Below are 19,056 nucleotides of genomic sequence, written 5' to 3'. Positions count from 1 at the left end.
ACATCACCGCATTGAGAACATCAAAAATGCACTGTTAGGATCGGTTCAGACAACAAGAAAGCCACAGGCTGGGAGAATCCCGATGACCACAACTGCCCCGACCGTCAAACTCTTCCTCGACGGCAAGCCCGTCGAGTCCACCACCTCCGAATGGCGCGATGTGATCAACCCCGCCACCCAGGAAGTCCTCGCCCGTGTGCCTTTCGCCACCCCCGAGGAAGTCGACCGCGCCGTGGCCAGCGCCAAGGCCGCGTTCAAGAGCTGGAAGAAGACCCCCATCGGCGCCCGTGCGCGCATCTTCCTCAAGTACCAGCAGCTGATCCGCGAGAACATGAAGGAGCTGGCGGCGATCCTCACCGCCGAACAGGGCAAGACCCTGCCCGACGCCGAAGGCGATGTGTTCCGCGGCCTGGAAGTGGTCGAGCACGCAGCCGGCATCGGCAACCTGCAGCTGGGCGAGCTGGCCAACAACGTGGCCGGCGGCGTGGATACCTTCACCCTGCTGCAACCCATCGGCGTCTGCGCCGGTATCACCCCCTTCAACTTCCCGGCAATGATTCCGCTGTGGATGTTCCCGATGGCGATCGCCACCGGCAACACCTTCGTCCTCAAGCCGTCCGAACAGGACCCGATGGTGACCATGCGCCTGGTCGAGCTGGCCCATGAAGCCGGGGTACCGCCGGGTGTGCTGAACGTCATCCATGGCGGCCCGGACGTGGTGAACGCCATCTGCGACCACCCGGACATCAAGGCCGTTTCCTTCGTCGGCTCGACCCGTGTCGGCACCCACGTCTACAACCGCGCCTCGCAGGCCGGCAAGCGCGTGCAGTGCATGATGGGCGCGAAGAACCACGCCATCGTGCTGCCCGACGCCAACAAGGAGCAGAGCCTCAACGCCATCGCCGGCGCCGCCTTCGGTGCCGCCGGGCAACGCTGCATGGCGCTGTCGGTGGTCATCCTGGTGGGCGAGGCCAACGCGTGGATTCCCGACCTGGTGGCCAAGGCCAGGAGCCTCAAGGTCAGCGGCGGCACCGAGGCCAACACCGACGTCGGCCCGCTGGTTTCCTGCGCGGCACTTGACCGCGTCAGCGGCCTGATCGAACGCGGCGCCCAGGAAGGCGCCAAGCTGGAACTGGACGGCCGCAACCCGCAGGTGGCCGGCTACGCCAAGGGCAACTTCGTCGGCCCGACCCTGTTCTCCGGTGTCACCCCGCAGATGACCATCTACCGCGAGGAAATCTTCGGCCCGGTGCTCTGCGTGGTGTCGGCGAAGACCTTCGACGAGGCCATCGAGCTGATCAACGCCAACCCCAACGGCAACGGTACCGCCCTGTTCACCCGCTCCGGCGCGGCTGCGCGGCACTTCAAGGAAGAGATCGACGTCGGCCAGGTCGGCATCAACGTACCGATCCCGGTACCGGTGCCGATGTTCTCCTTCACCGGCTCGCGCGGCTCCAAGCTGGGCGACCTCGGCCCGTACGGTAAGCAGGTGGTGCAGTTCTACACCCAGACCAAGACCGTCACCGAACGCTGGTTCGACGAGAACGAGGTCGGCGGCGCGGTGAACACCACCATCCACCTCAAGTAAGCCCCGCCTGCCCGCCCAGGCCCGGACTCCAGCAAGGATGCTGGTCCGGGCCTGGGCGGGTACGTCTTTCGCGTCCGACCATCAGAACAAGAGGACCACCCCATGCGCATCGGCTTCATCGGACTCGGCAACATGGGCGGCCCCATGGCCGCCAACCTGCTCAAGGCCGGCTTCGACCTGAGCGTCTTCGATCTCTCCGCCAAGGCCGTGGAAGCGGCCGTCGCCCTCGGCGCCCGCGCCCTCGCGTCGCCGGCTGACGTGGCCCGTGACGACGTCGAGATGATCATCACCATGCTGCCGGCCGCCGCCCACGTGAAGCAGGTCTTCCTCGGCGACAACGGCCTCCTGGCGAACGTGCAGCCCGGCGTGCTGCTGATCGACTCCTCCACCATCGACCCGCTGAATGCCCGCGAGGTCAGCGCCGCCGCCCAGGCCCACGGCAACCCGATGCTCGATGCACCGGTTTCCGGCGGCACCGCCGGCGCAGCGGCTGGCACCCTGACCTTCATGGTCGGTGGCGAGCAGGCCGACTTCGAGCGCGCCCGCCCGGTACTGGCGGCCATGGGCAAGAACATCGTGCACTGCGGCGGCACCGGCAACGGCCAGGTGGCCAAAGTGGCGAACAACCTGCTGCTGGGCATCTCCATGATCGGCGTGGCGGAAGCCATGTCCCTGGGTGTGAAGCTGGGCATGGACGCGGAAGTCCTGGCCGGCATCATCAACACCTCCAGCGGCCGCTGCTGGAGCTCGGAGGTGAACAACCCACTCACCGGCGCCCCGGTGGCACGCGGCTACAGCGGTGGCTTCGGCACCGACCTGATGCTCAAGGACCTGGGCCTGGCCAGCGAGGCCGCACGCCAGGTGCGCCAGCCGGTGCTGCTCGGCGCACTTGCCCAGCAGTTGTTCCAGACCTTCAGCAACCAGGGCAACGGCCAGCTGGACTTCTCGGCCATCGTGAAGCTGTACCAGCAAGGCTAGGTTCACCGGCACGATCCGCTTTTCGTAGGAGCGAGCTTGCTCGCGAACACCCTCGCTGCGGGGGCGGTTCGTGAGCAAGCTCACTCCTACAAGAGCCATCCTCCGCAACATGCCGCCGCTCTGCCCATCTCAGCTATCATGCCCGCTCCGCCCCACCGGATACCGCCGCATGATCCTTCGCCCGCAAACCCCGACACTTTGGGTCCTGCTGTTTTCGCTCAAGGGCTCGATCATCCCGGCCATCTGGCGCAAGGTGCTCTACACAGTGCTGCTCAGTTCGCTGGTGGTAGCCACCCACGGCACGCTCTACCACTACAAGGTGGTCATCACCTCCACGCCCTTCACCCTCTGGGGCCTGACCCTGGCGATCTTCCTCGGCTTCCGCAACAACGTGGCCTACCAGCGCTTCTGGGAAGCCCGCACGCTGTGGGGCGAGCTGCTGATCGTTACACGCAACCTGGCCCGCCAGACCCGTTCACTGCTGCCGGACCTCACCCCGGAAGCCCGCCGCGGCCTCTGCAACCCGCTGATCGCCTTTGCCTACGTGCTGCGCGACCATCTGCGCGGCACCTCGCAGAGCGAGGACGTTCGCCGACTGCTCGGCACCAACGAGTCGGCCGCGCTGGCGGCCACCGCCACGCCAACCAATGCATTGCTGGCCAGCGTCGGCGAGCGTTTCGCCAAGCGTGCCCGCGAAGCCGGAGCCGGCGACATCACCCTCGCCGCCATCGACCAGCAGATGACCCGGCTCTCCTACGTGCTCGGCGGCTGCGAGCGGATCCGCAACACACCGATTCCGTATCCCTACATCCTGATGCTGCACCGCATCGTGCACGTCTACTGCTTCCTGCTGCCGTTCTGCCTGGTCGACAGCATCGGCTGGTTCACCCCGCTGGCGGTGTGCGTGCTGGCCTACACCTTCTTCGGCCTGGATGCCCTGGGCGACCAGATCGCCGACCCTTTCGACACCCAACCCAACGACCTGCCGCTGGACGCCATGAGCCGCAACGTGGAAATCGCCGTACTGGAGATCCTCGGCGAATCGCCCCTGCCCGAACCGCTGCAGCCGGTGAACGGCCTGCTGCTTTGAGCCCAGCCCCGAGGAACAACCGATGAATCACCTGAAAGACGTGCCGCTGGCCAAGGCCTACCTGCTGCTCAACCACGGCCCGAGCACTCTCGTCACCAGCGAGCACGACGGTGTCGCCAACGTGATGGCCGCCGCCTGGGTCATGCCGCTGGATTTCGACCCGCCCAAGCTGATGCTGGTGCTCGACCGCAATACCTGGTCGCGCCACCTGGTGGAGGGTTCCGGGGCCTTCGTCATCCAGTTGCCGTCGCGCCAGCAGGCGGAGCTGACCCTGGCGGTCGGCTCCAGCAATGGCGGCGAGTTGAACAAGTTCGAGCAACTGGATATCCGCACCTCGCGGGCGCGCCAGATCGAAGCGCCGATCGTCGATGGCTGCGTGGCCTATCTGGAATGCAAGGTGATCAGCGAGCCGAACAACCAGGACAAGTACGACCTGTTCATCGCTGAGGTGGTGGCCGCCTATGCCGATGAGCGCGCCTTCTCGAACGGGCGCTGGCACTTCCCCAGCGATGATCTGCGCACCATCCACTACCAGGCCGGCGGCGCCTTCTTCGCTACCGGCGAGGCCTTCCAGGTCACGCGCGACTGAGCGTTCGAGGCTATCGCAGGCAACCCTGCCAGGCCGAATCGCAGACATAAAAAAGCCCGCTTGATGCGGGCTTTTTCATTGGGGAGCTAATCCTTTAGCTGGAATTCATACTCTGCTCGCGCTGGTGAAAAAAACGTGAAGACTACAGCGCCATTTGCAACATTTTCCATCGCCCGACGAAGCGCCGTCAGCTCGAATAATCCAGCGCCGTCCAGACCCGGCTGAGGCCGCCGCTGATCCGGCAGGCGGAAAGGTCCTGTTCATTGTCACCGGGTGTCAGACGCACCACCGAATCGCCCTCAGTCTCGGTCAGCCACTGCAGCCGGCCGCAGTTGGGCGTGTCGATCACATAGCTGGCGGCGATGCTGGAGCGCGCCCTGGGCAGGCGAATGGCGTCATGCACCGTGCCGCGTTCCTCGATGCGCTTGCCATCGGCAATCAGCACCGCCCACGCCTCGCGCCCTTCGATGATCAGATAGGCACCGTTGGCTCGCGGCACGTCCATCGGAGGTTCCGCGCAGCCAGCCAGTACCGCCAGCATCGAGCACGCCATCAGTTTCCCCAGCATCGCCACACCCTCCTCATTCGTCGACGGACCCGCACGCCATGCCGGCGCCTGTAGGGCTTCCATGGATTCGGTCAGACAGCGAAGTCATAGTAATCACAAAATACTGTTCATGCATACAGTATTTTGAGAACATTCACTCAACGATGACGAAAGGCGCGACGAGCCCGTACTGCGCAACGCCGCATGACGAGGGTCAGTCCTTCTATAGGAGCAGAGCGATGGTGAGCATCCATCAGCTGAAGTACACCGTGAATCACATGGCCGTCGATGAAGTGCGCGAAGCCGTCGAGGAGCTGCTCCTCGAAGGTCTGGTCACCGAAGGCAAGACCCCGTTCAGCCGCACGCACTTCAACACCTGCTTCGCCGAAATCGAGGCGCTGCTGCAGCGCGCCGGCTACCACCGCCCGCTGGACGTGGTCGGATACCAGGGGCAGGCCTACGCAATGTTCGACCCCAGCCGCTGGGACGCCGTGGAGGTGCTGCGCTGGCTCAAGGAGTACGTCGAGGAGGCCGCGGCGAGCTGAATGTGCCACCGGAATGTGCGCGGGAGCAGAGACTTGCGCAGCCCGGTCCCGCGCACTAACGTCCTTGGTACTTCCGCTTTCCGAATCAAGGACGATTCCATGGGCGACTCTTCGAATGCCGACAGCTGGCGTTGGGCCTACCGCAAACTGCGCAGCTGGGACGTCGGCCGCATCAGTTCCGCCTTCCTTGCCACCCTGTTCCACTGGCGCGGCGACACCGGGCTGTTCTATAGCCACGGCGGCCTGCGTAAATCCCGCCTGACCCGTAGCGACCAGACCGACTGACCGGTCAGGGCCGCGTATACGGGTACACCGCTCCGTTGGGGTATTCGATGCTCTGCCGGATGCCACTTCCGGACTGATCGATGATCACCGTGTTCGAATGCGACTCGCCATAACCGCGCGGTACCTGCACGCCTCCGTATCCGTCATTGCGCTGCCAGCTCGACGAGCTGTCCACGCGGCCGCTGGCCCCTGGGCTGACATAGATGCGCTGGATCACCGGCGGCGATTGCTGCCATTGAGCCTGGGGCTGGGATTGCCCTTGATATTGGGGCTGAACATGGCCGGAGAATCGCTGTTGTGCCGACACCGGTGCCGCCAGGGCACAACAGGCAATGAGCACCAGGTTTCCGAGACTGTTCATGGGGTGCTCCGGGGTAGCTGGAAAGGCTTCAGCATACCAATCCATTCACCGGCTGTGCAGGCCGGACGCCACACGGCATTAAAGAATTCAAATTTATATTTTTCATATACTTACAAAATAAACATAATCTCAAATATAAAGAAAACCCACTGATTCCCACCCTTAGAGCTACACCTCCCACGCAATCCGCCCGTTGCACCCGCCAAACAGGCTCCCGGCAGCCTTGCCATTCGATTGCCACGATTGGCAATTCTTTTTCAATCAGTAAGATGCAGCTACTTTCGTAAGGAATACCTCATGTTCCGACGCCGCCTGCCCCTGCTGCTGATTCTCGCCATTCCCGCGGTCGCCTCCGCTGCCGCTCCGCGCACGTTCGAGGAAGCCAAGAAGATCGGCCGCACGCTCTACGCGAGGCAGTCGGTGGAGTTCTATTGCGGCTGCCGCTACAGCGGCAACACCGTGGACCTCAAGAGCTGTGGCTACACCCCGCGCAAGAATGCCAAACGTGCCTCCCGCATCGAGTGGGAACACATCGTTCCGGCCTGGGTGATCGGCCACCAGCGCCAGTGCTGGCAGAGCGGCGGCCGCAGCAACTGCTCGAGGCATGACCCCGTCTACCAGAAAGCGGAGGCCGACCTGTTCAACCTGGTGCCGAGCATCGGCGAGGTCAACGGCGACCGTAACAACTTCAGCTATGGCTGGCTGCCGAAGCAGCCCCCGCAGTACGGCGCCTGTCCGATGGTCATCGACTTCAAGGCGAAGAAGGCCATGCCCCGTCCGCAGATCCGCGGGATGATCGCCCGCACCTACTTCTACATGAGCGATCGCTACGGGCTGAAGATGTCCAGCCAGGACCGCCAGCTGTTCACCGCCTGGAGCAAGCAATACCCGGTGGAAACCTGGGAGCGTCAGCGCAACCAGATGGTCGGCTGCGTTATGGGCTGGGGCAATCCCTACGTCGGCGAGGTCGAAACCAGCCGCTGCCCGTCGCCCCGTGTCGCCAGGCGCTGAAGCCAGGCGACAGCGCGCAGGTCCGGCAGTAGACTCCGACAGTCGTCCCTCGTGACGAGCGCCCTATTCCCTGTCTGGAGTACGCAGCATGTCCTTCTCGATCTACCAGGCCTCCGTTCCCGTCTTCATCCGCATGCTCGGCAATCTCTCGGCGATCCTCGCCAAGGCCGCCGCCCATGCCGAAGCCAAGTCCATCGACCCATCCGTCCTGATCAATGCCCGCCTTGCGCCGGACATGTTCCCGCTGGCGCGCCAGGTGCAGATCGCCAGCGACTCCGCCAAGGGCGCCGGCGCGCGCCTGGCCGGCGTCGAGGTGCCGAGCTTCGCCGACGAGGAAACCACCTTCGCCGAGTTGCAGGCGCGAATCACCAAGACTGTCGACTTCCTCAAGACCCTGAAGCCCGAGCAGTTCGAAGGTGCCGAGAACCGCACCATCGAGCTGAAGCTGCGCACCCGCGAGATCAGCTTCAAGGGCGCCGACTTCCTGCTCGGCTTCGTCAATCCGAACTTCTATTTCCACATCACCACCGCCTACGACATCCTGCGCCACAACGGCGTGGAGGTCGGCAAGATGGACTATCTCGGCGGCGTGTGAGAGCCCTGGCGCCGGCCACGCCGGCGCCCTTCAGCCGCGCGGCAGCGGCAGGCTGGTGGTGGCTTTGATCTCGGACAGCGCGACGATGGAGTTGATCTCCTGCACGCCCGGCACCTGGGATAGCTTCTCGAAGAAGAAGCGTTCGTAAGCATCCACGTCCTCGGTGACGATGCGCAGCATGAAGTCCACCGCGCCCATCAGCACATGGCATTCAAGCACCTCGGGAAACTTGCCGATGGCCTGGGCGAAGTCCGTCAGGTGATTGCGCCCATGGGCGTTGAGCTTTACCTGAGCGAAAATCTGGGTGTTCAGGCCGATCTTCTTGCGATCCAGCAGAGTCACCTGCTTGCGGATCACCCCCTCGTCCTTCAACCGCTGAATCCGGCGCCAGCACGGCGACTGCGACAGCCCGATGCGCTCGGCAATCTCGGCGGTGGAAAGCGTCGCCTCTTCCTGCAACAGGGCGAGGATCTTCTTGTCTTGGGCATCCAGGGAAACCGACATTAATAATTCTCTGATTCAGACAATAGAGAATCATTAATGCATAAATACCCCTTGTCAGGCAGAAAACAGGCAAAAAAATCCCCCGAGCAACCGTCACACTCTTCCTGACTCCCACCCGAACGGCCGGCTGCCATGACTCTTCTCGCGCTCACCTTCCCCGACTTTTCCACGGACCTGCAGGAACGCCCGGTTCCAACCGAAGCCGCTGCCGATGTTCGCTACCTGATCCGCGCCGAGATCGATGCCGACATCCTCTGCCGGCTGCTGAACCAATTCGCCTTGCAGGGCCATGTTCCGACGGAGGTCGAGGCCTCGCGGCGGGAAGACTGGATGGATATCGCCTTGCGGGTGAACACCCTGCCCCGGTACCGCGCCGAAGTGATCGCCCAGCGCATGCGCGGGATGGTCAGCGTCTGTTCGGTCGATCTCCATGTCGACGAGCTGCGCGCTGTCCGTTCAGCGACATAATCTGGCTATCTGGCGTTAGCCGGCAATTCTCGTGGTGAGTAGAGTGCAATCTACCCGCTCGCTTCTGCCGGGCGCGGTCACTCACACAACAATACGAGAGATGTGCCCATGGCTCGCCCACGCCTGCTTCCCGACAACTTCACCCTGGCGCTGATCGCCACCGTGACGGTCGCCAGCCTGCTGCCCTGCGAAGGCACAGCCGCAGTGATCTTTGGCTGGATCACCAACCTGGGCATCGCGCTGCTGTTCTTCCTCCATGGCGCCAAGCTGTCGCGGCAGGCGATCATCGCCGGCGCCACGCACTGGCGGCTGCACCTGCTGATATTCGCCTGCACCTTCATTCTCTTCCCGGTCCTGGGCATGGCGCTCAAGCCGCTGCTGTCGCCGCTGGTCACCCCGGACCTGTACCTGGGCATGCTCTACCTGTGCGCCCTGCCCGCCACCGTGCAGTCGGCGATCGCCTTCACCTCGCTGGCGCGCGGCAACATCCCGGCGGCGATCTGCAGCGCCTCCGCCTCCAGCCTGCTGGGGGTGTTCGTCACCCCGCTGCTGGTGCAACTGCTGCTCGGCGCCCAGGGCGAGACCGGCATGTCGACCCTCGACGCCATCGGCAAGATCACCCTGCAACTGCTGGTGCCCTTCATGGCCGGCCAGCTGCTGCGCCCCTGGATCGGCGCCTGGGTCGAGCGCCACAAGCCCGTGCTGCGCTACGTCGACCAGGGCTCGATCCTGCTGGTGGTCTACACCGCCTTCAGCGCCGCGGTGATCGAGGGCCTCTGGCACCAGGTTCCACTGCCCGCGCTGGCCGGCCTGGTGGTCGCCTGCTGCGTGCTGCTGGCCCTGGCGCTGGTCGCCACCAACCTGCTCGGCCGCTACCTCGGGTTCTCCCTGGAGGACCGCATCACCATCGTCTTCTGCGGCTCGAAGAAGAGCCTGGCGACCGGCGTTCCCATGGCCTCGGTGCTGTTCGCCAGCAGCAGCGTCGGCGTGATCCTGTTGCCGCTGATGCTGTTCCACCAGATCCAGCTGATGGTCTGCGCAGTGCTCGCCCAGCGCTACGCCAAGCGCCAGGAAGCGCCCCACAGCCGGCTGGAGCGCGCCAACTAAGAGGTTGGCTCAGGACGGATAGCCACCCACGAAAAAGCCGGTGCAGTGCACCGGCTTTTTTGTCTCGGCCCCTGGGAGCGGGGCCTTGCGGTCGAGACCCTGCGATCAGGCGCCGACCGGCGTACGCAGCGTGACGAATTCCTCGGCCGCCGTGGGGTGGATGCCGATGGTTTCGTCGAAGATGCGCTTGGTCGCCCCCGCCTTCAGCGCGATGGCGATACCCTGGAGAATCTCCCCGGCTTCCGGGCCGACCATATGGCAACCCAGGACCTTGTCGCTGTCGGCGTCGACGATCAGCTTCATCAGGGTCCGTTCCTGGCATTCGGTCAGGGTCAGCTTCATCGGACGGAAGCGGCTCTCGAAGAGCTTCACCTTGTGGCCGGCAGCGCGCGCCTCGTCCTCGGTCAGCCCGACGGTGCCGATGGTGGGCAGGCTGAATACGGCAGTCGGGATCAGCTTGTAGTCCACCGGACGGTACTCTTCCGGACGGAACAGATGCCGCGCCACCGCCATGCCCTCGGCCAGCGCGACCGGGGTCAGCTGCACCCTGCCGATCACGTCGCCAATGGCGTGGATGGAAGGTTCGCTGGTGCGGTAGGCCTCGTCGACCTTGATGAAGCCACCCTCATCCAGCTCGACCGAGACGTTCTCCAGCCCGAGGTTGTCCAGCATCGGCCGGCGTCCGGTGGCGTAGAACACGCAATCGGCCTCCAGCACACGGCCATCCTTGAGGGTGGCCAGCAGTGTGCCGTCGGCCTGCTTGTCGATCCGGGCGATATCGGCGTTGAACTGCAGATCGAGGCCCTTCTTGGTCAGCTCATCGCGCAGGTGCTCGCGCACACTGCGGTCGAAGCCACGTAGGAACAGGTCACGGCGATACAGCAAGGTCGTCTGCGCGCCCAGGCCGTGGAAGATCGAGGCGAACTCGACGGAGATGTAGCCACCGCCCACCACCAGCACGCGACGCGGCAACTGCTCGAGGAAGAACGCCTCGTTGGAGGTGATGGCGTGCTCCTTGCCAGGGATATCCGGCAGCTGCGGCCAGCCACCGGTGGCGATCAGGATATGCTTGGCCGTGAAGCGCTGGCCGTCGACTTCAATGGTGTGCGCATCGCGCAGTTGCGCATGGCCTTCCAGCAGCGTTACACCGCTGTTGACCAGGAGGTTGCGATAAATGCCATTGAGGCGATGTATCTCGCGATTCTTGTTGGCGATCAGGGTCGACCAGTCGAATTTCGTGCCCTCGGCCGTCCAGCCGAAGCCCGCGGCCTGCTCGAAGTCTTCATGGAAGTGAGCGCCATAGACCAGCAGCTTCTTGGGCACGCAGCCGACGTTGACGCAGGTGCCGCCCAGGTAGCGGCTCTCCGCGACGCCGACCCGCGCACCGAAGCCCGCCGCAAAACGCGCAGCGCGCACACCGCCGGAACCGGCGCCGATGACGAACAGGTCAAAATCGAAAGACATCATGATTCTCCGCGTGGAAATGCCAGGCAGCATATCTTATACGCCCTGACCTATCCTGCCCGGAACCGAAGGAGGTCTTCCCATGCGACCGAGCCTGACTCATGTGGCCCTGCATGTTCCCGATCTGGATGCCTGCATTGCCTTCTACAAACGCTTCTGCGGCATGCGCGTGATCCACCAACGCGAAGGCAAGGGCTCGCGGATTGTCTGGATGGCCGAGCCGGGCAAGGAGCACAGCTTCATCTTCGTCATCATGCCCGGCGGCGAGGCGCGCCACCTGGCCAGCGACGACTACAGTCACTTCGGCTTTGCCGTCGATAGCCACGCGGAAGTGGACCGCATTGCTAAGGAAGCGCAGGACGCAGGCTGTCTGATATGGGCACCACGTGAGGAGCCCTACCCTGTAGGTTATTACTGCGGCATTCGTGACCCAGGAGGCAATTACGTCGAGTTCAGCTACGGCCAGCCGTTGGGGCCAGGATCGGAGGAGATGCCGATTCCGTAGGAGAGGCAGGGGACGGATACTCCTTCAGGTCGCCATGCAGGAAAATTCGTGATTTCCACCCATGTACTTACAATCCTTTAGTGGCCTGCGCGACCCGGCCGGCAACTACGCCGAGTTCAGCTACGGACAGCCGCTGGGGCCCGGCTCCGAAGCCATGCCGATTCCACCCTCGCTGTAACACCGCCCTCTCAAGAAGGCCGGAAACGAAAAAGCCACCCGAGGGTGGCTTTTGCGACAAACCGTCAAACCTGGACTTACCAGGCCTTACCGGTCTTGTAGAGGTGCTCGTAGCAGAAGTTGGTCGCCTCGATGTAACCCTCGGCGCTACCGCAGTCGAAACGCTTGCCCTTGAACTTGTACGCCAGCACGCAACCGTCCTGGGCCTGCTTCATCAGGGCGTCGGTGATCTGGATTTCACCGCCCTTGCCCGGCTCGGTCTGTTCGATCAGGTCGAAGATGTCCGGAGTCAGGATGTAGCGGCCGATGATCGCCAGGTTCGACGGAGCATCTTCCGGCTTGGGCTTCTCGACCATGGTGTTCACGCGGTAGATGTCGTCGCGGATCATTTCGCCAGCGATCACGCCGTACTTGTTGGTCTCTTCCGGCGGCACTTCCTGGATCGCCACGATGGAGCAGCGGAACTGGTTGTACAGCTTGACCATCTGCTTGAGGACGCTGTCGCCTTCCAGGTTCAGGCACAGGTCGTCCGCCAGGACGACGGCGAACGGCTCGTCGCCGATCAGCGGACGGCCGGTCAGGATAGCGTGGCCCAGGCCTTTCATTTCGATCTGGCGGGTGTAGGAGAAGGTGCACTCGTCGATCAGGCGACGGATGCCGACGAGGTACTTTTCCTTGTCGGTGTTGCGAATCTGGTGTTCCAGCTCATAGCTGATGTCGAAGTGGTCTTCGAGGGAACGCTTGCCACGGCCGGTCACGATACCGATTTCGCCGAGACCGGCTTCCAGGGCCTCTTCCACCGCGTACTGGATCAGCGGCTTGTTCACCACCGGCAGCATTTCCTTGGGCATGGCCTTGGTGGCCGGGAGGAAGCGGGTGCCGTAGCCAGCGGCCGGGAACAGACATTTCTTGATCATGGGAGTCCTTCGAGGGGGACAGGGGTGCGAGTTGCGCGCAGTCTAATCAGGCTGCAGCCACCTTACAATGCCCCGGCATCCGGCGATTCGTGCTCCTTTGAGCATTTACGACCTCGCCTCTGAGACCGGTGGCAGCGAATCTGACAATAACCCTGGCGGCGAGTTCGCCGCTAATGGCAAAAAGTCAGCATCGCGACCCCGCCCTTCAGACAGTCACGCCCTGTCGCCAATCGCCACCCTGCCCCGACAGACGCCGCCGAACAACGCCCCAGATCATCAGCTCGTCACCCTCACCCACCCGGATGGGCGGAAAGCAGTCGCTCGCCGGCAGCAGGGCAAAAGCCCCTTCGATGATCGCCAGTCGGCGGATCAACGCTTCTCCATTGAGCTCCGCGACGACGATTTCACCTTCCGCAGCCAGCTCGGAACGGTCGACCAGCAGCAAGTCGTCATGGTGAATCCCAGCCTCCGTCATGCCATCGCCATGTGCCCGCACTATGTATGTGTGAGACGGCATCCACTGCGGGAGCGTGGGAGCGGCATGTTGGATGGATTCCGATAGCAGGTGCATGGCTCACTCCATATACTGTATATATATACAGATACCAGGTAGACGCCCGGTTTTCAAGCCATTTGCCGGAACCCTGAACGCCATAGCCACTCCATTGAAAGGGCGCGGCACGATCCGTGGTGGTCTACCCTTAGCAAGGGGCGAGGACTTTCGATATGAATCCGGGCACGTTCGTGACTCTCATGATTCTGGCTTGGCTGCTGCTGGCAGTGGTGACCTTGTGGGCGATCCTGCGAGTCCCCATGCGGCGGGCCCGCCTGCAGAAAACCAAGGCAAAACCCACCAGCGCAACGCGGCGGAACCCGCTGCCCCATTGATCCTGCGGTTCGTGCAAATTGCCTTGCGATTCGGCCTGCTCCCTGCAAGCTGCACGACGCATTTTCCAATGAAGCCTGGCAAGCCCATGATCTGAAAGGATTTCCACAATACCCACCCATTGGTACGCCCCCTGCAACGGTCCCCTGCATAGAGTCCGGATGGATTTCGCCGCTCACTGCCGAGGACGCCACCATGAGAGTCGAACGACTTCCCGCTACGCACTATCTCAGTCGCCAGTTTCCAGAGTTCGAGGTGGCATTTGCCGCGCGACCGGATGGCAACCTGATCATGACCCTCATCGACTCCCACGGCGGCCCGGTTGCCTGTCGCGTCGTCCAGCTGGAGGAGCAACTGGACGCGCAGCTGCTGGACAGCCTGGTGAACCGCATCCGTAGAGATCTGGCAACGGAGGAAGGCCCGCTACGGCCGGCAGACGCGGATCATTTCCGGGAACCGGTTCAATTGCAGAACTTTCATGAGTCGACCGAGCCGCTGCGCAAACGCCGCGTCGTGAATGCAGGAGACAAACTGCGGGCCTTGGCGCACCTGAATGCATGAGCTCAGTCAGGATCAGTGGCCCTGAAGGCGCCTCGACTGCCAAGTACATTCGAATCGTCCAGCATCTGCTCGATCACCGGCCAATGAGCGCCAAAATTGCCCTCGCCAGCGATAGCTCCCTGCTACGGCGGCTAGCCTGGCCAATAGCTGCGCAAGCACTCCCTGAGTCAAACGGGTTTCGGCTTCGTCGATCCGACCCCGCCACTGGCGCATGGCTCGATACCTGGTCTTGGTCCGCGAATCGCCCGGCGACCGGGCGACTTATCGGAGCTATGGGTTTGAGTGCCTAGGAGAACGTGTCGCCCGACGCTGGTTCCCATATCGTCTCCGCCTGTGCCTTCTACAATTTCGGCTCCTTCGCGTGCTCGGATTGCCAGCCCTGCTCTTCTCTCATGAGTCGATTCTTGATCCCGCCCCATGCCGGGCCATCTGCACCCACCCCATACCATTGCGCCACTACGGCGAGCGTCCCAGACATATCTTTAAAGCAGTGAAGACCTGCCCGATAGCCAATCGCCCCCATGGCGGAAATGGTTCCGTGCTCGGCCCCCTGCAATTACGAAAATCGATGCAGGCCAGGCAGGCAAGCCACCCCGGCAGACCCCATACTGCTGAAATAGCCCCGTGCCATCAGACACAAGAAGACCAAATGAAGAAATGCCTCCCTCTACTCCTGCTCTCAGCCTTGTCCAGCGGCGCTCAAGCCTCGGACTTCTGCACCGGCATCGGTTTGTTTGCCCGTGCCGGCGCCCTGTACCGCGACCAGGGCAGCACCGAGCAGCAGGCCCTTGCGGCGGTAGAGGACGGCCGCGACAAGCTGGATGCGGATACCAGGACCGTCATACGGTACTTCGTCCGCTTCGGCTTTCGGGGAAATCAAACGCCCGACGAGGCATTTGCCAGCGCTGAAAGCAAATGCCTCCAATACGAAGCGCAAGACGCCAAGAAGAGGAAGTGAGCAGTGCCCGAAACCAAGAACCGTATTCGAGGCCAGAAAGGCGAGAAATGGAGGTCGGCCTACGACGCTGGTAACGCCAACAGGATACTTGCCGGCCAATTGCGCGCTGGGGGGCGAGACAGAGTCAGGGGGAATGGCTCGCTGGCCATTGATGCGGAAATGGTGCCCGGAGCCGGGGTCGAACCGGCACGCCCTTACGGACGAGAGATTTTAAGTCTCTTGCGTCTACCGATTTCGCCATCCGGGCGGTAGCGCTGTGCAGCAGTGAGCAGCTCTGGCGAGCAGGAAGCAGACTGGACTCTATACGGACCGCTTCCTTACCTGCACCTGTGGAATCGTAATGCAGGCGCAATTGTCCGCTAAAGAAAAAGCCCTGTAAATCTTGGATTTACAGGGCTTTTCTATTGGAGGCTGAGGTCGGAATCGAACCGGCGTTCACGGATTTGCAATCCGGTGCATAACCACTCTGCTACTCAGCCATGAAACAAACGGCTTACATTGCAAACCGTCAAAATTTGGAGCGGGAAACGAGACTCGAACTCGCGACCCCGACCTTGGCAAGGTCGTGCTCTACCAACTGAGCTATTCCCGCGTCGTGTTGACGGGCGCCATTCTATCGTTTCGAAAAGCCCTGTCAACTCCTTGATTCAAAAAAACTTATTTCTCTTTCGGGGTGGTATTGAGATGGGGCCAGGCCGCAAGCAGATAGTGCAGCATCGACCACAGGGTCAGTACGGCGGCAACAATCAGCAGCACGTAGCCCACCACTACCCAGAAGGTCATCAGCGGCGGATTGGCCAGCAGGATGACCAGCGCCAGCATCTGCGCCGCGGTTTTCCATTTGCCGAGGTTGGAGACGGCCACGTGCGCCCTCGCCCCCAGCTCGGCCATCCATTCGCGCAACGCCGATACCACGATCTCTCGACCGATGATGATCACCGCCGGCATGGTAAGCCACAGGTTCGCGTGCGCCTCAACCAGCAGCACCAGTGCGGTCGCCACCATCAGCTTGTCCGCCACCGGATCGAGGAATGCCCCGAACGGCGTACTCTGCCCCAGGCGACGCGCCAGGTAACCATCCAGCCAGTCGGTGGCTGCCGCCAGAGCGAACACGGCGCTGGCTACCAGATGACTGGAAGGGAAGGAGGAATAGAACAGCAGGATGAAGATCGGAATGAGCAGAACGCGAAGCAGTGTGAGCAGGTTCGGGATATTCATCGGGTCAGGAAGTCTTCGAGTTGAGCCGGCATTCTACTCGCTGTGAAGAACAGCATAAATCTGCTCAGCCAGCTTTTTACTGATACCGGGGGATTTGGCAATTTCCTCGATACTGGCACGCGACAGTTCCTGCAACCCGCCGAAATGCTTGAGCAGGTCGCGACGGCGCTTGGGGCCTACGCCTGGCACGTCCTCGAGCGTGGAGGTACGACGTGCTTTTCCTCGCCTGGCGCGGTGGCCGGTAATCGCGAATCGGTGCGCTTCGTCGCGGATCTGCTGGATGAGGTGCAGCGCCGGGGAGTCTGCCGGCAGCGTGAACTCATTCTCGGCATCGTTCAGGTAGAGCGTTTCCAGCCCCGGCTTGCGCGTCGCACCCTTGGCCACACCAAGTAGCGTCAGACCGACCACCGCCAGTTCCTGGAGCACCTCCTGCGCCATCGCCAGCTGGCCCTTGCCGCCGTCGACCAGGAGGATGTCCGGCATCTTTCCCTCGCCGTCCTTCAGGCGACTGAAACGCCGGGTCAGCGCCTGATGCATCGCGGCATAGTCATCGCCAGCAGTGATGCCTTCAATATTGAAGCGCCGGTAGTCCGACTTCAGCGCACCCTCAGGCCCGAAGACCACGCAGGACGCGACGGTCGCCTCGCCGCTGGAGTGACTGATGTCGAAGCACTCAAGACGCTGCGGCGGCTCGGCGAGGTCCAGCGCATCCCCCAGCGCCTCGAAGCGCGCGGCCATGTGCTGGCGATTGGCAAGACGCGCGGCCAGGGCCTGCTCGGCGTTGGTCACGGCCAGTTGCTGCCAGCGAGCGCGGGTACTGCGGACGCGGTGGGTGATTTCCAGCGACTTCCCACGAGACTCTTCAATAGCCGACACCAGCACCGGGAAATCCTCGTGCACGGCGTTGACGATCAGCTCGCTGGGCAGGTCGCGCTCGTGATGGCTCAGGTAGTACTGACCGAGGAAGGCCAGCAGTACATCGCCCACCTCCTCCTCGATCGCCACCTGAGGGAAGAAATTCTTGCTGCCCAGCACGCGGCCACCGCGAACGCTGATCAGGTGCACACAGGCGCCGCCCGGCGTGACGATGGCGGCAACCACGTCGACGTTGCCACTGCCCCCTTCCATGCTCTGCTGGTCCTGCACACGGCGCAGAATGGCCACCTGGTCGCGCAGTTCCGCCGCCTTCTCGAAGTCCAGGCGCATGGCTGCCTGCTCCATGCTGGTGGACAGCTCGTCCGCCAGCACATTGCTGCGACCTTCGAGGAACATGATCGAGTGGCGCACGTCTTCGGCGTATTCCTCTTCGCTGACCAGCCCGACGCAAGGCGCCTTGCAGCGCTTGATCTGGTACTGCAGGCAGGGGCGCGTGCGATTGCGGAAGTAGCTGTCCTCGCACTGCCGCACGAAGAAGGCTTTCTGCAGCAGAGCCAGGCTTTCACGGATGGCTCCCGCGCTGGGGTACGGACCGAAATAGCGCCCCTTCTGCTTCTTCGCACCGCGATGGATGGTCAACCGGGGAAAACTGTCCTCGCTGGAGAGGAACACATAGGGGTAGGACTTATCGTCCCGCAGCAGGATGTTGTAGGGCGGCCGCCACTCCTTGATCAGCGTCTGCTCCAGCAGCAGCGCCTCGGTTTCGTTGGCGGTGATGGTGGTTTCGACCTGGGCGATCCGCGCCACCAGGGCAGCGGTCTTCGGCGCGAGGCCGGACTTGCGGAAGTAGCTGGAAAGGCGCTTTTTGAGGTCTTTCGCCTTGCCGACATAGAGCAGCTTGGCGTCCGCATCGAACATGCGGTAGACGCCCGGCCGCCCGCTGCAGGTGGCCAGGAACGCCGCCGAATCGAATGCTGTGGCCATCGTCAGTTGCTGGTATCGACCATGCCGTGCCGAACGGCCAGCAACGCCAGTTCCACGTCGCTGGTGATCGAGAGTTTCTCGAAGATGCGGTAACGGTAGGTGTTGACGGTTTTCGGCGACAGGCAGAGCTTGTCCGAGATGCTCTGCACCTTGTGGCAGTTGGCGATCATCAGGGCGATCTGGATCTCCCGCTCGGACAGGGTGTCGAAGGGGGACGCGTTCTTCTCGGGCTCGAAGGACTTCAGCGCCAGGCTCTGGGCGATCTGCGGACTGATGTAGCGCTGACCGGCAAATACCTGGCGAATCGCCTGGACCATTTCCTCGAGCGCCGCGCCCTTGGTGAGGTATCCCGCAGCGCCGGCCTGCATCAACCGGGTCGGGAACGGATCTTCCTCGCACACGGTCACCACCACCACACGCACGTCGGGTTGGCTACGCAAGAGTTTGCGGGTTGCCTCCAGTCCGCCAATGCCAGGCATCTTCACATCCATCAGCACGACATCGGGCTTGAGCTCCCTGGCCAGTTGCAGTCCGCGCTCGCCGGAGTCGGCCTGACCAACGACCTGCAGGCCGTCGATATCGGCCAGCATGCGGGTAATTCCGGTGCGCACCAGATCGTGGTCATCGACCACCAGCACCTTGATCACGCAGCACCCCTTTGCACAGAAATGTAAATGTGAAGATCCAGCGACAACTTCGCGGAATTCGCGAACCTTAACAGAAAGCACCGTCTCGACCTAGCTTGGTGCAGGCTCGTCAAAATGCAAGCGCCAGAGAATCCTGCCCGGCACACCGGCAAATGCTGACAGACCTGTACCGGAACGTCTATGACGGGCCTTTCA

General features: G+C 62.8%; 22 protein-coding genes and 3 tRNA genes. 13 read left to right on the top strand and 12 right to left on the bottom strand.

What is annotated here, in order from left to right:
• Positions 1 to 82 precede the first annotated feature (82 nt).
• The 4 genes from GA645_RS11630 to GA645_RS11615 all read left to right on the top strand — a co-directional run bounded on the left by GA645_RS11630 (position 83) and on the right by GA645_RS11615 (position 4,245).
• Complete coding sequence (locus GA645_RS11630) at positions 83 to 1,588, top strand: CoA-acylating methylmalonate-semialdehyde dehydrogenase (protein WP_152222857.1); 1,506 nt, start codon at positions 83 to 85, stop codon at positions 1,586 to 1,588.
• Positions 1,589 to 1,690: 102 nt separating this feature from the next.
• Positions 1,691 to 2,566 carry a 3-hydroxyisobutyrate dehydrogenase gene (gene mmsB / locus GA645_RS11625; protein WP_152222855.1) on the top strand — a complete coding sequence of 292 codons (876 nt, stop codon included), beginning with the start codon at positions 1,691 to 1,693 and terminating at the stop codon, positions 2,564 to 2,566.
• 169 nt (positions 2,567 to 2,735) lie between these two features.
• Positions 2,736 to 3,656, top strand: a complete 921-nt coding sequence (locus GA645_RS11620) for a bestrophin family protein (RefSeq protein WP_152222853.1) — start codon at positions 2,736 to 2,738, stop codon at positions 3,654 to 3,656.
• A gap of 22 nt (positions 3,657 to 3,678) precedes the next feature.
• On the top strand, positions 3,679 to 4,245 hold the full coding sequence (locus tag GA645_RS11615) for a flavin reductase family protein (RefSeq protein WP_152222851.1): 567 nt from the start codon (positions 3,679 to 3,681) through the stop codon (positions 4,243 to 4,245).
• 187 nt (positions 4,246 to 4,432) lie between these two features.
• Here the strand turns inward: GA645_RS11615 and GA645_RS11610 are convergent, their stop codons facing one another.
• Positions 4,433 to 4,813: a hypothetical protein gene (locus GA645_RS11610; protein WP_152222849.1), complete on the bottom strand. Its 381-nt coding sequence runs from the start codon at positions 4,811 to 4,813 to the stop codon at positions 4,433 to 4,435.
• Positions 4,814 to 5,031: 218 nt separating this feature from the next.
• On the opposite strand from GA645_RS11610, the gene GA645_RS11605 reads away from it, so the two are divergent.
• Positions 5,032 to 5,337 (top strand): transcriptional regulator, encoded by a 306-nt coding sequence (locus GA645_RS11605; protein WP_152222847.1) that lies wholly within the window; start codon positions 5,032 to 5,034, stop codon positions 5,335 to 5,337.
• Between the two features lie 99 nt (positions 5,338 to 5,436).
• The gene (locus GA645_RS11600; RefSeq protein ID WP_152222845.1) at positions 5,437 to 5,622 is read left to right on the top strand and encodes a hypothetical protein; all 186 of its coding nucleotides are present in this window, start codon (positions 5,437 to 5,439) and stop codon (positions 5,620 to 5,622) included.
• Positions 5,623 to 5,626: 4 nt separating this feature from the next.
• Here GA645_RS11600 and GA645_RS11595 read toward each other — a convergent pair whose 3' ends face one another.
• On the bottom strand, positions 5,627 to 5,983 hold the full coding sequence (locus GA645_RS11595; RefSeq protein ID WP_152222842.1) for a hypothetical protein: 357 nt from the start codon (positions 5,981 to 5,983) through the stop codon (positions 5,627 to 5,629).
• Between the two features lie 297 nt (positions 5,984 to 6,280).
• Here GA645_RS11595 and GA645_RS11590 point away from each other — a divergent pair, with 297 nt between their 5' ends.
• Both GA645_RS11590 and GA645_RS11585 read left to right on the top strand, forming a co-directional pair.
• Entirely contained in the window at positions 6,281 to 6,994 is a 714-nt protein-coding gene (locus tag GA645_RS11590) for an endonuclease (RefSeq protein WP_152222840.1), read from the top strand.
• Positions 6,995 to 7,082: 88 nt separating this feature from the next.
• The gene (locus tag GA645_RS11585; RefSeq protein ID WP_152222838.1) at positions 7,083 to 7,589 is read left to right on the top strand and encodes a DUF1993 family protein; all 507 of its coding nucleotides are present in this window, start codon (positions 7,083 to 7,085) and stop codon (positions 7,587 to 7,589) included.
• 30 nt (positions 7,590 to 7,619) lie between these two features.
• Here GA645_RS11585 and GA645_RS11580 read toward each other — a convergent pair whose 3' ends face one another.
• The gene (locus GA645_RS11580; RefSeq protein ID WP_152222836.1) at positions 7,620 to 8,093 is read right to left on the bottom strand and encodes an Lrp/AsnC family transcriptional regulator; all 474 of its coding nucleotides are present in this window, start codon (positions 8,091 to 8,093) and stop codon (positions 7,620 to 7,622) included.
• Between the two features lie 132 nt (positions 8,094 to 8,225).
• On the opposite strand from GA645_RS11580, the gene GA645_RS11575 reads away from it, so the two are divergent.
• Positions 8,226 to 8,561 (top strand): hypothetical protein, encoded by a 336-nt coding sequence (locus tag GA645_RS11575; protein ID WP_152222834.1) that lies wholly within the window; start codon positions 8,226 to 8,228, stop codon positions 8,559 to 8,561.
• Positions 8,562 to 8,669: 108 nt separating this feature from the next.
• Positions 8,670 to 9,668 carry a bile acid:sodium symporter family protein gene (locus GA645_RS11570; RefSeq protein WP_152222832.1) on the top strand — a complete coding sequence of 333 codons (999 nt, stop codon included), beginning with the start codon at positions 8,670 to 8,672 and terminating at the stop codon, positions 9,666 to 9,668.
• A 105-nt stretch (positions 9,669 to 9,773) separates the two neighbouring features.
• Here the strand turns inward: GA645_RS11570 and gorA are convergent, their stop codons facing one another.
• A complete protein-coding gene (gene gorA, locus GA645_RS11565) occupies positions 9,774 to 11,132 on the bottom strand; it encodes a glutathione-disulfide reductase (protein ID WP_152228044.1) in 1,359 nt (452 codons plus the stop codon).
• Positions 11,133 to 11,214: 82 nt separating this feature from the next.
• Here gorA and GA645_RS11560 point away from each other — a divergent pair, with 82 nt between their 5' ends.
• Positions 11,215 to 11,637, top strand: coding sequence for a VOC family protein (locus tag GA645_RS11560; protein ID WP_152222829.1), 423 nt, complete (start codon positions 11,215 to 11,217; stop codon positions 11,635 to 11,637).
• A 254-nt stretch (positions 11,638 to 11,891) separates the two neighbouring features.
• Here GA645_RS11560 and galU read toward each other — a convergent pair whose 3' ends face one another.
• The gene (gene galU, locus GA645_RS11550; RefSeq protein WP_088421520.1) at positions 11,892 to 12,731 is read right to left on the bottom strand and encodes a UTP--glucose-1-phosphate uridylyltransferase GalU; all 840 of its coding nucleotides are present in this window, start codon (positions 12,729 to 12,731) and stop codon (positions 11,892 to 11,894) included.
• 205 nt (positions 12,732 to 12,936) lie between these two features.
• Positions 12,937 to 13,302 carry a LexA family transcriptional regulator gene (locus GA645_RS11545; RefSeq protein WP_152222827.1) on the bottom strand — a complete coding sequence of 122 codons (366 nt, stop codon included), beginning with the start codon at positions 13,300 to 13,302 and terminating at the stop codon, positions 12,937 to 12,939.
• A gap of 510 nt (positions 13,303 to 13,812) precedes the next feature.
• On the opposite strand from GA645_RS11545, the gene GA645_RS11540 reads away from it, so the two are divergent.
• Positions 13,813 to 14,178, top strand: a complete 366-nt coding sequence (locus GA645_RS11540) for a DUF3509 domain-containing protein (protein ID WP_152222825.1) — start codon at positions 13,813 to 13,815, stop codon at positions 14,176 to 14,178.
• 649 nt (positions 14,179 to 14,827) lie between these two features.
• Entirely contained in the window at positions 14,828 to 15,136 is a 309-nt protein-coding gene (locus GA645_RS11535; RefSeq protein ID WP_152222823.1) for a hypothetical protein, read from the top strand.
• Between the two features lie 160 nt (positions 15,137 to 15,296).
• Here the strand turns inward: GA645_RS11535 and GA645_RS11530 are convergent.
• From GA645_RS11530 to uvrY, 6 genes are all read right to left on the bottom strand, one after another.
• Positions 15,297 to 15,383 (bottom strand) — tRNA-Leu (locus GA645_RS11530).
• A gap of 158 nt (positions 15,384 to 15,541) precedes the next feature.
• Positions 15,542 to 15,615 (bottom strand) — tRNA-Cys (locus GA645_RS11525).
• Between the two features lie 37 nt (positions 15,616 to 15,652).
• Positions 15,653 to 15,728 (bottom strand) — tRNA-Gly (locus GA645_RS11520).
• Positions 15,729 to 15,793: 65 nt separating this feature from the next.
• Positions 15,794 to 16,354, bottom strand: coding sequence for a CDP-diacylglycerol--glycerol-3-phosphate 3-phosphatidyltransferase (gene pgsA, locus GA645_RS11515; protein ID WP_152222821.1), 561 nt, complete (start codon positions 16,352 to 16,354; stop codon positions 15,794 to 15,796).
• Positions 16,355 to 16,387: 33 nt separating this feature from the next.
• Positions 16,388 to 18,214, bottom strand: a complete 1,827-nt coding sequence (uvrC, locus tag GA645_RS11510; protein ID WP_152222819.1) for an excinuclease ABC subunit UvrC — start codon at positions 18,212 to 18,214, stop codon at positions 16,388 to 16,390.
• Positions 18,215 to 18,216: 2 nt separating this feature from the next.
• Positions 18,217 to 18,861 carry a UvrY/SirA/GacA family response regulator transcription factor gene (uvrY, locus tag GA645_RS11505; protein ID WP_152222817.1) on the bottom strand — a complete coding sequence of 215 codons (645 nt, stop codon included), beginning with the start codon at positions 18,859 to 18,861 and terminating at the stop codon, positions 18,217 to 18,219.
• Positions 18,862 to 19,056 lie beyond the last annotated feature (195 nt).

Source organism: Pseudomonas sp. SCB32 (genome assembly GCF_009189165.1).
Lineage (GTDB): Bacteria > Pseudomonadota > Gammaproteobacteria > Pseudomonadales > Pseudomonadaceae > Pseudomonas.
This window is presented reverse-complemented; position numbering and strand designations above follow the sequence as displayed.

Coding starts and splice junctions, on each gene's coding strand:
- GA645_RS11630 (WP_152222857.1), top strand. CDS start 83: ATGACCACAACTGCCCCGACCGTCAAACTCTTCCTCGACGGCAAGCCC.
- mmsB (WP_152222855.1), top strand. CDS start 1,691: ATGCGCATCGGCTTCATCGGACTCGGCAACATGGGCGGCCCCATGGCC.
- GA645_RS11620 (WP_152222853.1), top strand. CDS start 2,736: ATGATCCTTCGCCCGCAAACCCCGACACTTTGGGTCCTGCTGTTTTCG.
- GA645_RS11615 (WP_152222851.1), top strand. CDS start 3,679: ATGAATCACCTGAAAGACGTGCCGCTGGCCAAGGCCTACCTGCTGCTC.
- GA645_RS11610 (WP_152222849.1), bottom strand. CDS start 4,813: ATGCTGGGGAAACTGATGGCGTGCTCGATGCTGGCGGTACTGGCTGGC.
- GA645_RS11605 (WP_152222847.1), top strand. CDS start 5,032: ATGGTGAGCATCCATCAGCTGAAGTACACCGTGAATCACATGGCCGTC.
- GA645_RS11600 (WP_152222845.1), top strand. CDS start 5,437: ATGGGCGACTCTTCGAATGCCGACAGCTGGCGTTGGGCCTACCGCAAA.
- GA645_RS11595 (WP_152222842.1), bottom strand. CDS start 5,983: ATGAACAGTCTCGGAAACCTGGTGCTCATTGCCTGTTGTGCCCTGGCG.
- GA645_RS11590 (WP_152222840.1), top strand. CDS start 6,281: ATGTTCCGACGCCGCCTGCCCCTGCTGCTGATTCTCGCCATTCCCGCG.
- GA645_RS11585 (WP_152222838.1), top strand. CDS start 7,083: ATGTCCTTCTCGATCTACCAGGCCTCCGTTCCCGTCTTCATCCGCATG.
- GA645_RS11580 (WP_152222836.1), bottom strand. CDS start 8,093: ATGTCGGTTTCCCTGGATGCCCAAGACAAGAAGATCCTCGCCCTGTTG.
- GA645_RS11575 (WP_152222834.1), top strand. CDS start 8,226: ATGACTCTTCTCGCGCTCACCTTCCCCGACTTTTCCACGGACCTGCAG.
- GA645_RS11570 (WP_152222832.1), top strand. CDS start 8,670: ATGGCTCGCCCACGCCTGCTTCCCGACAACTTCACCCTGGCGCTGATC.
- gorA (WP_152228044.1), bottom strand. CDS start 11,132: ATGTCTTTCGATTTTGACCTGTTCGTCATCGGCGCCGGTTCCGGCGGT.
- GA645_RS11560 (WP_152222829.1), top strand. CDS start 11,215: ATGCGACCGAGCCTGACTCATGTGGCCCTGCATGTTCCCGATCTGGAT.
- galU (WP_088421520.1), bottom strand. CDS start 12,731: ATGATCAAGAAATGTCTGTTCCCGGCCGCTGGCTACGGCACCCGCTTC.
- GA645_RS11545 (WP_152222827.1), bottom strand. CDS start 13,302: ATGCACCTGCTATCGGAATCCATCCAACATGCCGCTCCCACGCTCCCG.
- GA645_RS11540 (WP_152222825.1), top strand. CDS start 13,813: ATGAGAGTCGAACGACTTCCCGCTACGCACTATCTCAGTCGCCAGTTT.
- GA645_RS11535 (WP_152222823.1), top strand. CDS start 14,828: ATGAAGAAATGCCTCCCTCTACTCCTGCTCTCAGCCTTGTCCAGCGGC.
- pgsA (WP_152222821.1), bottom strand. CDS start 16,354: ATGAATATCCCGAACCTGCTCACACTGCTTCGCGTTCTGCTCATTCCG.
- uvrC (WP_152222819.1), bottom strand. CDS start 18,214: ATGGCCACAGCATTCGATTCGGCGGCGTTCCTGGCCACCTGCAGCGGG.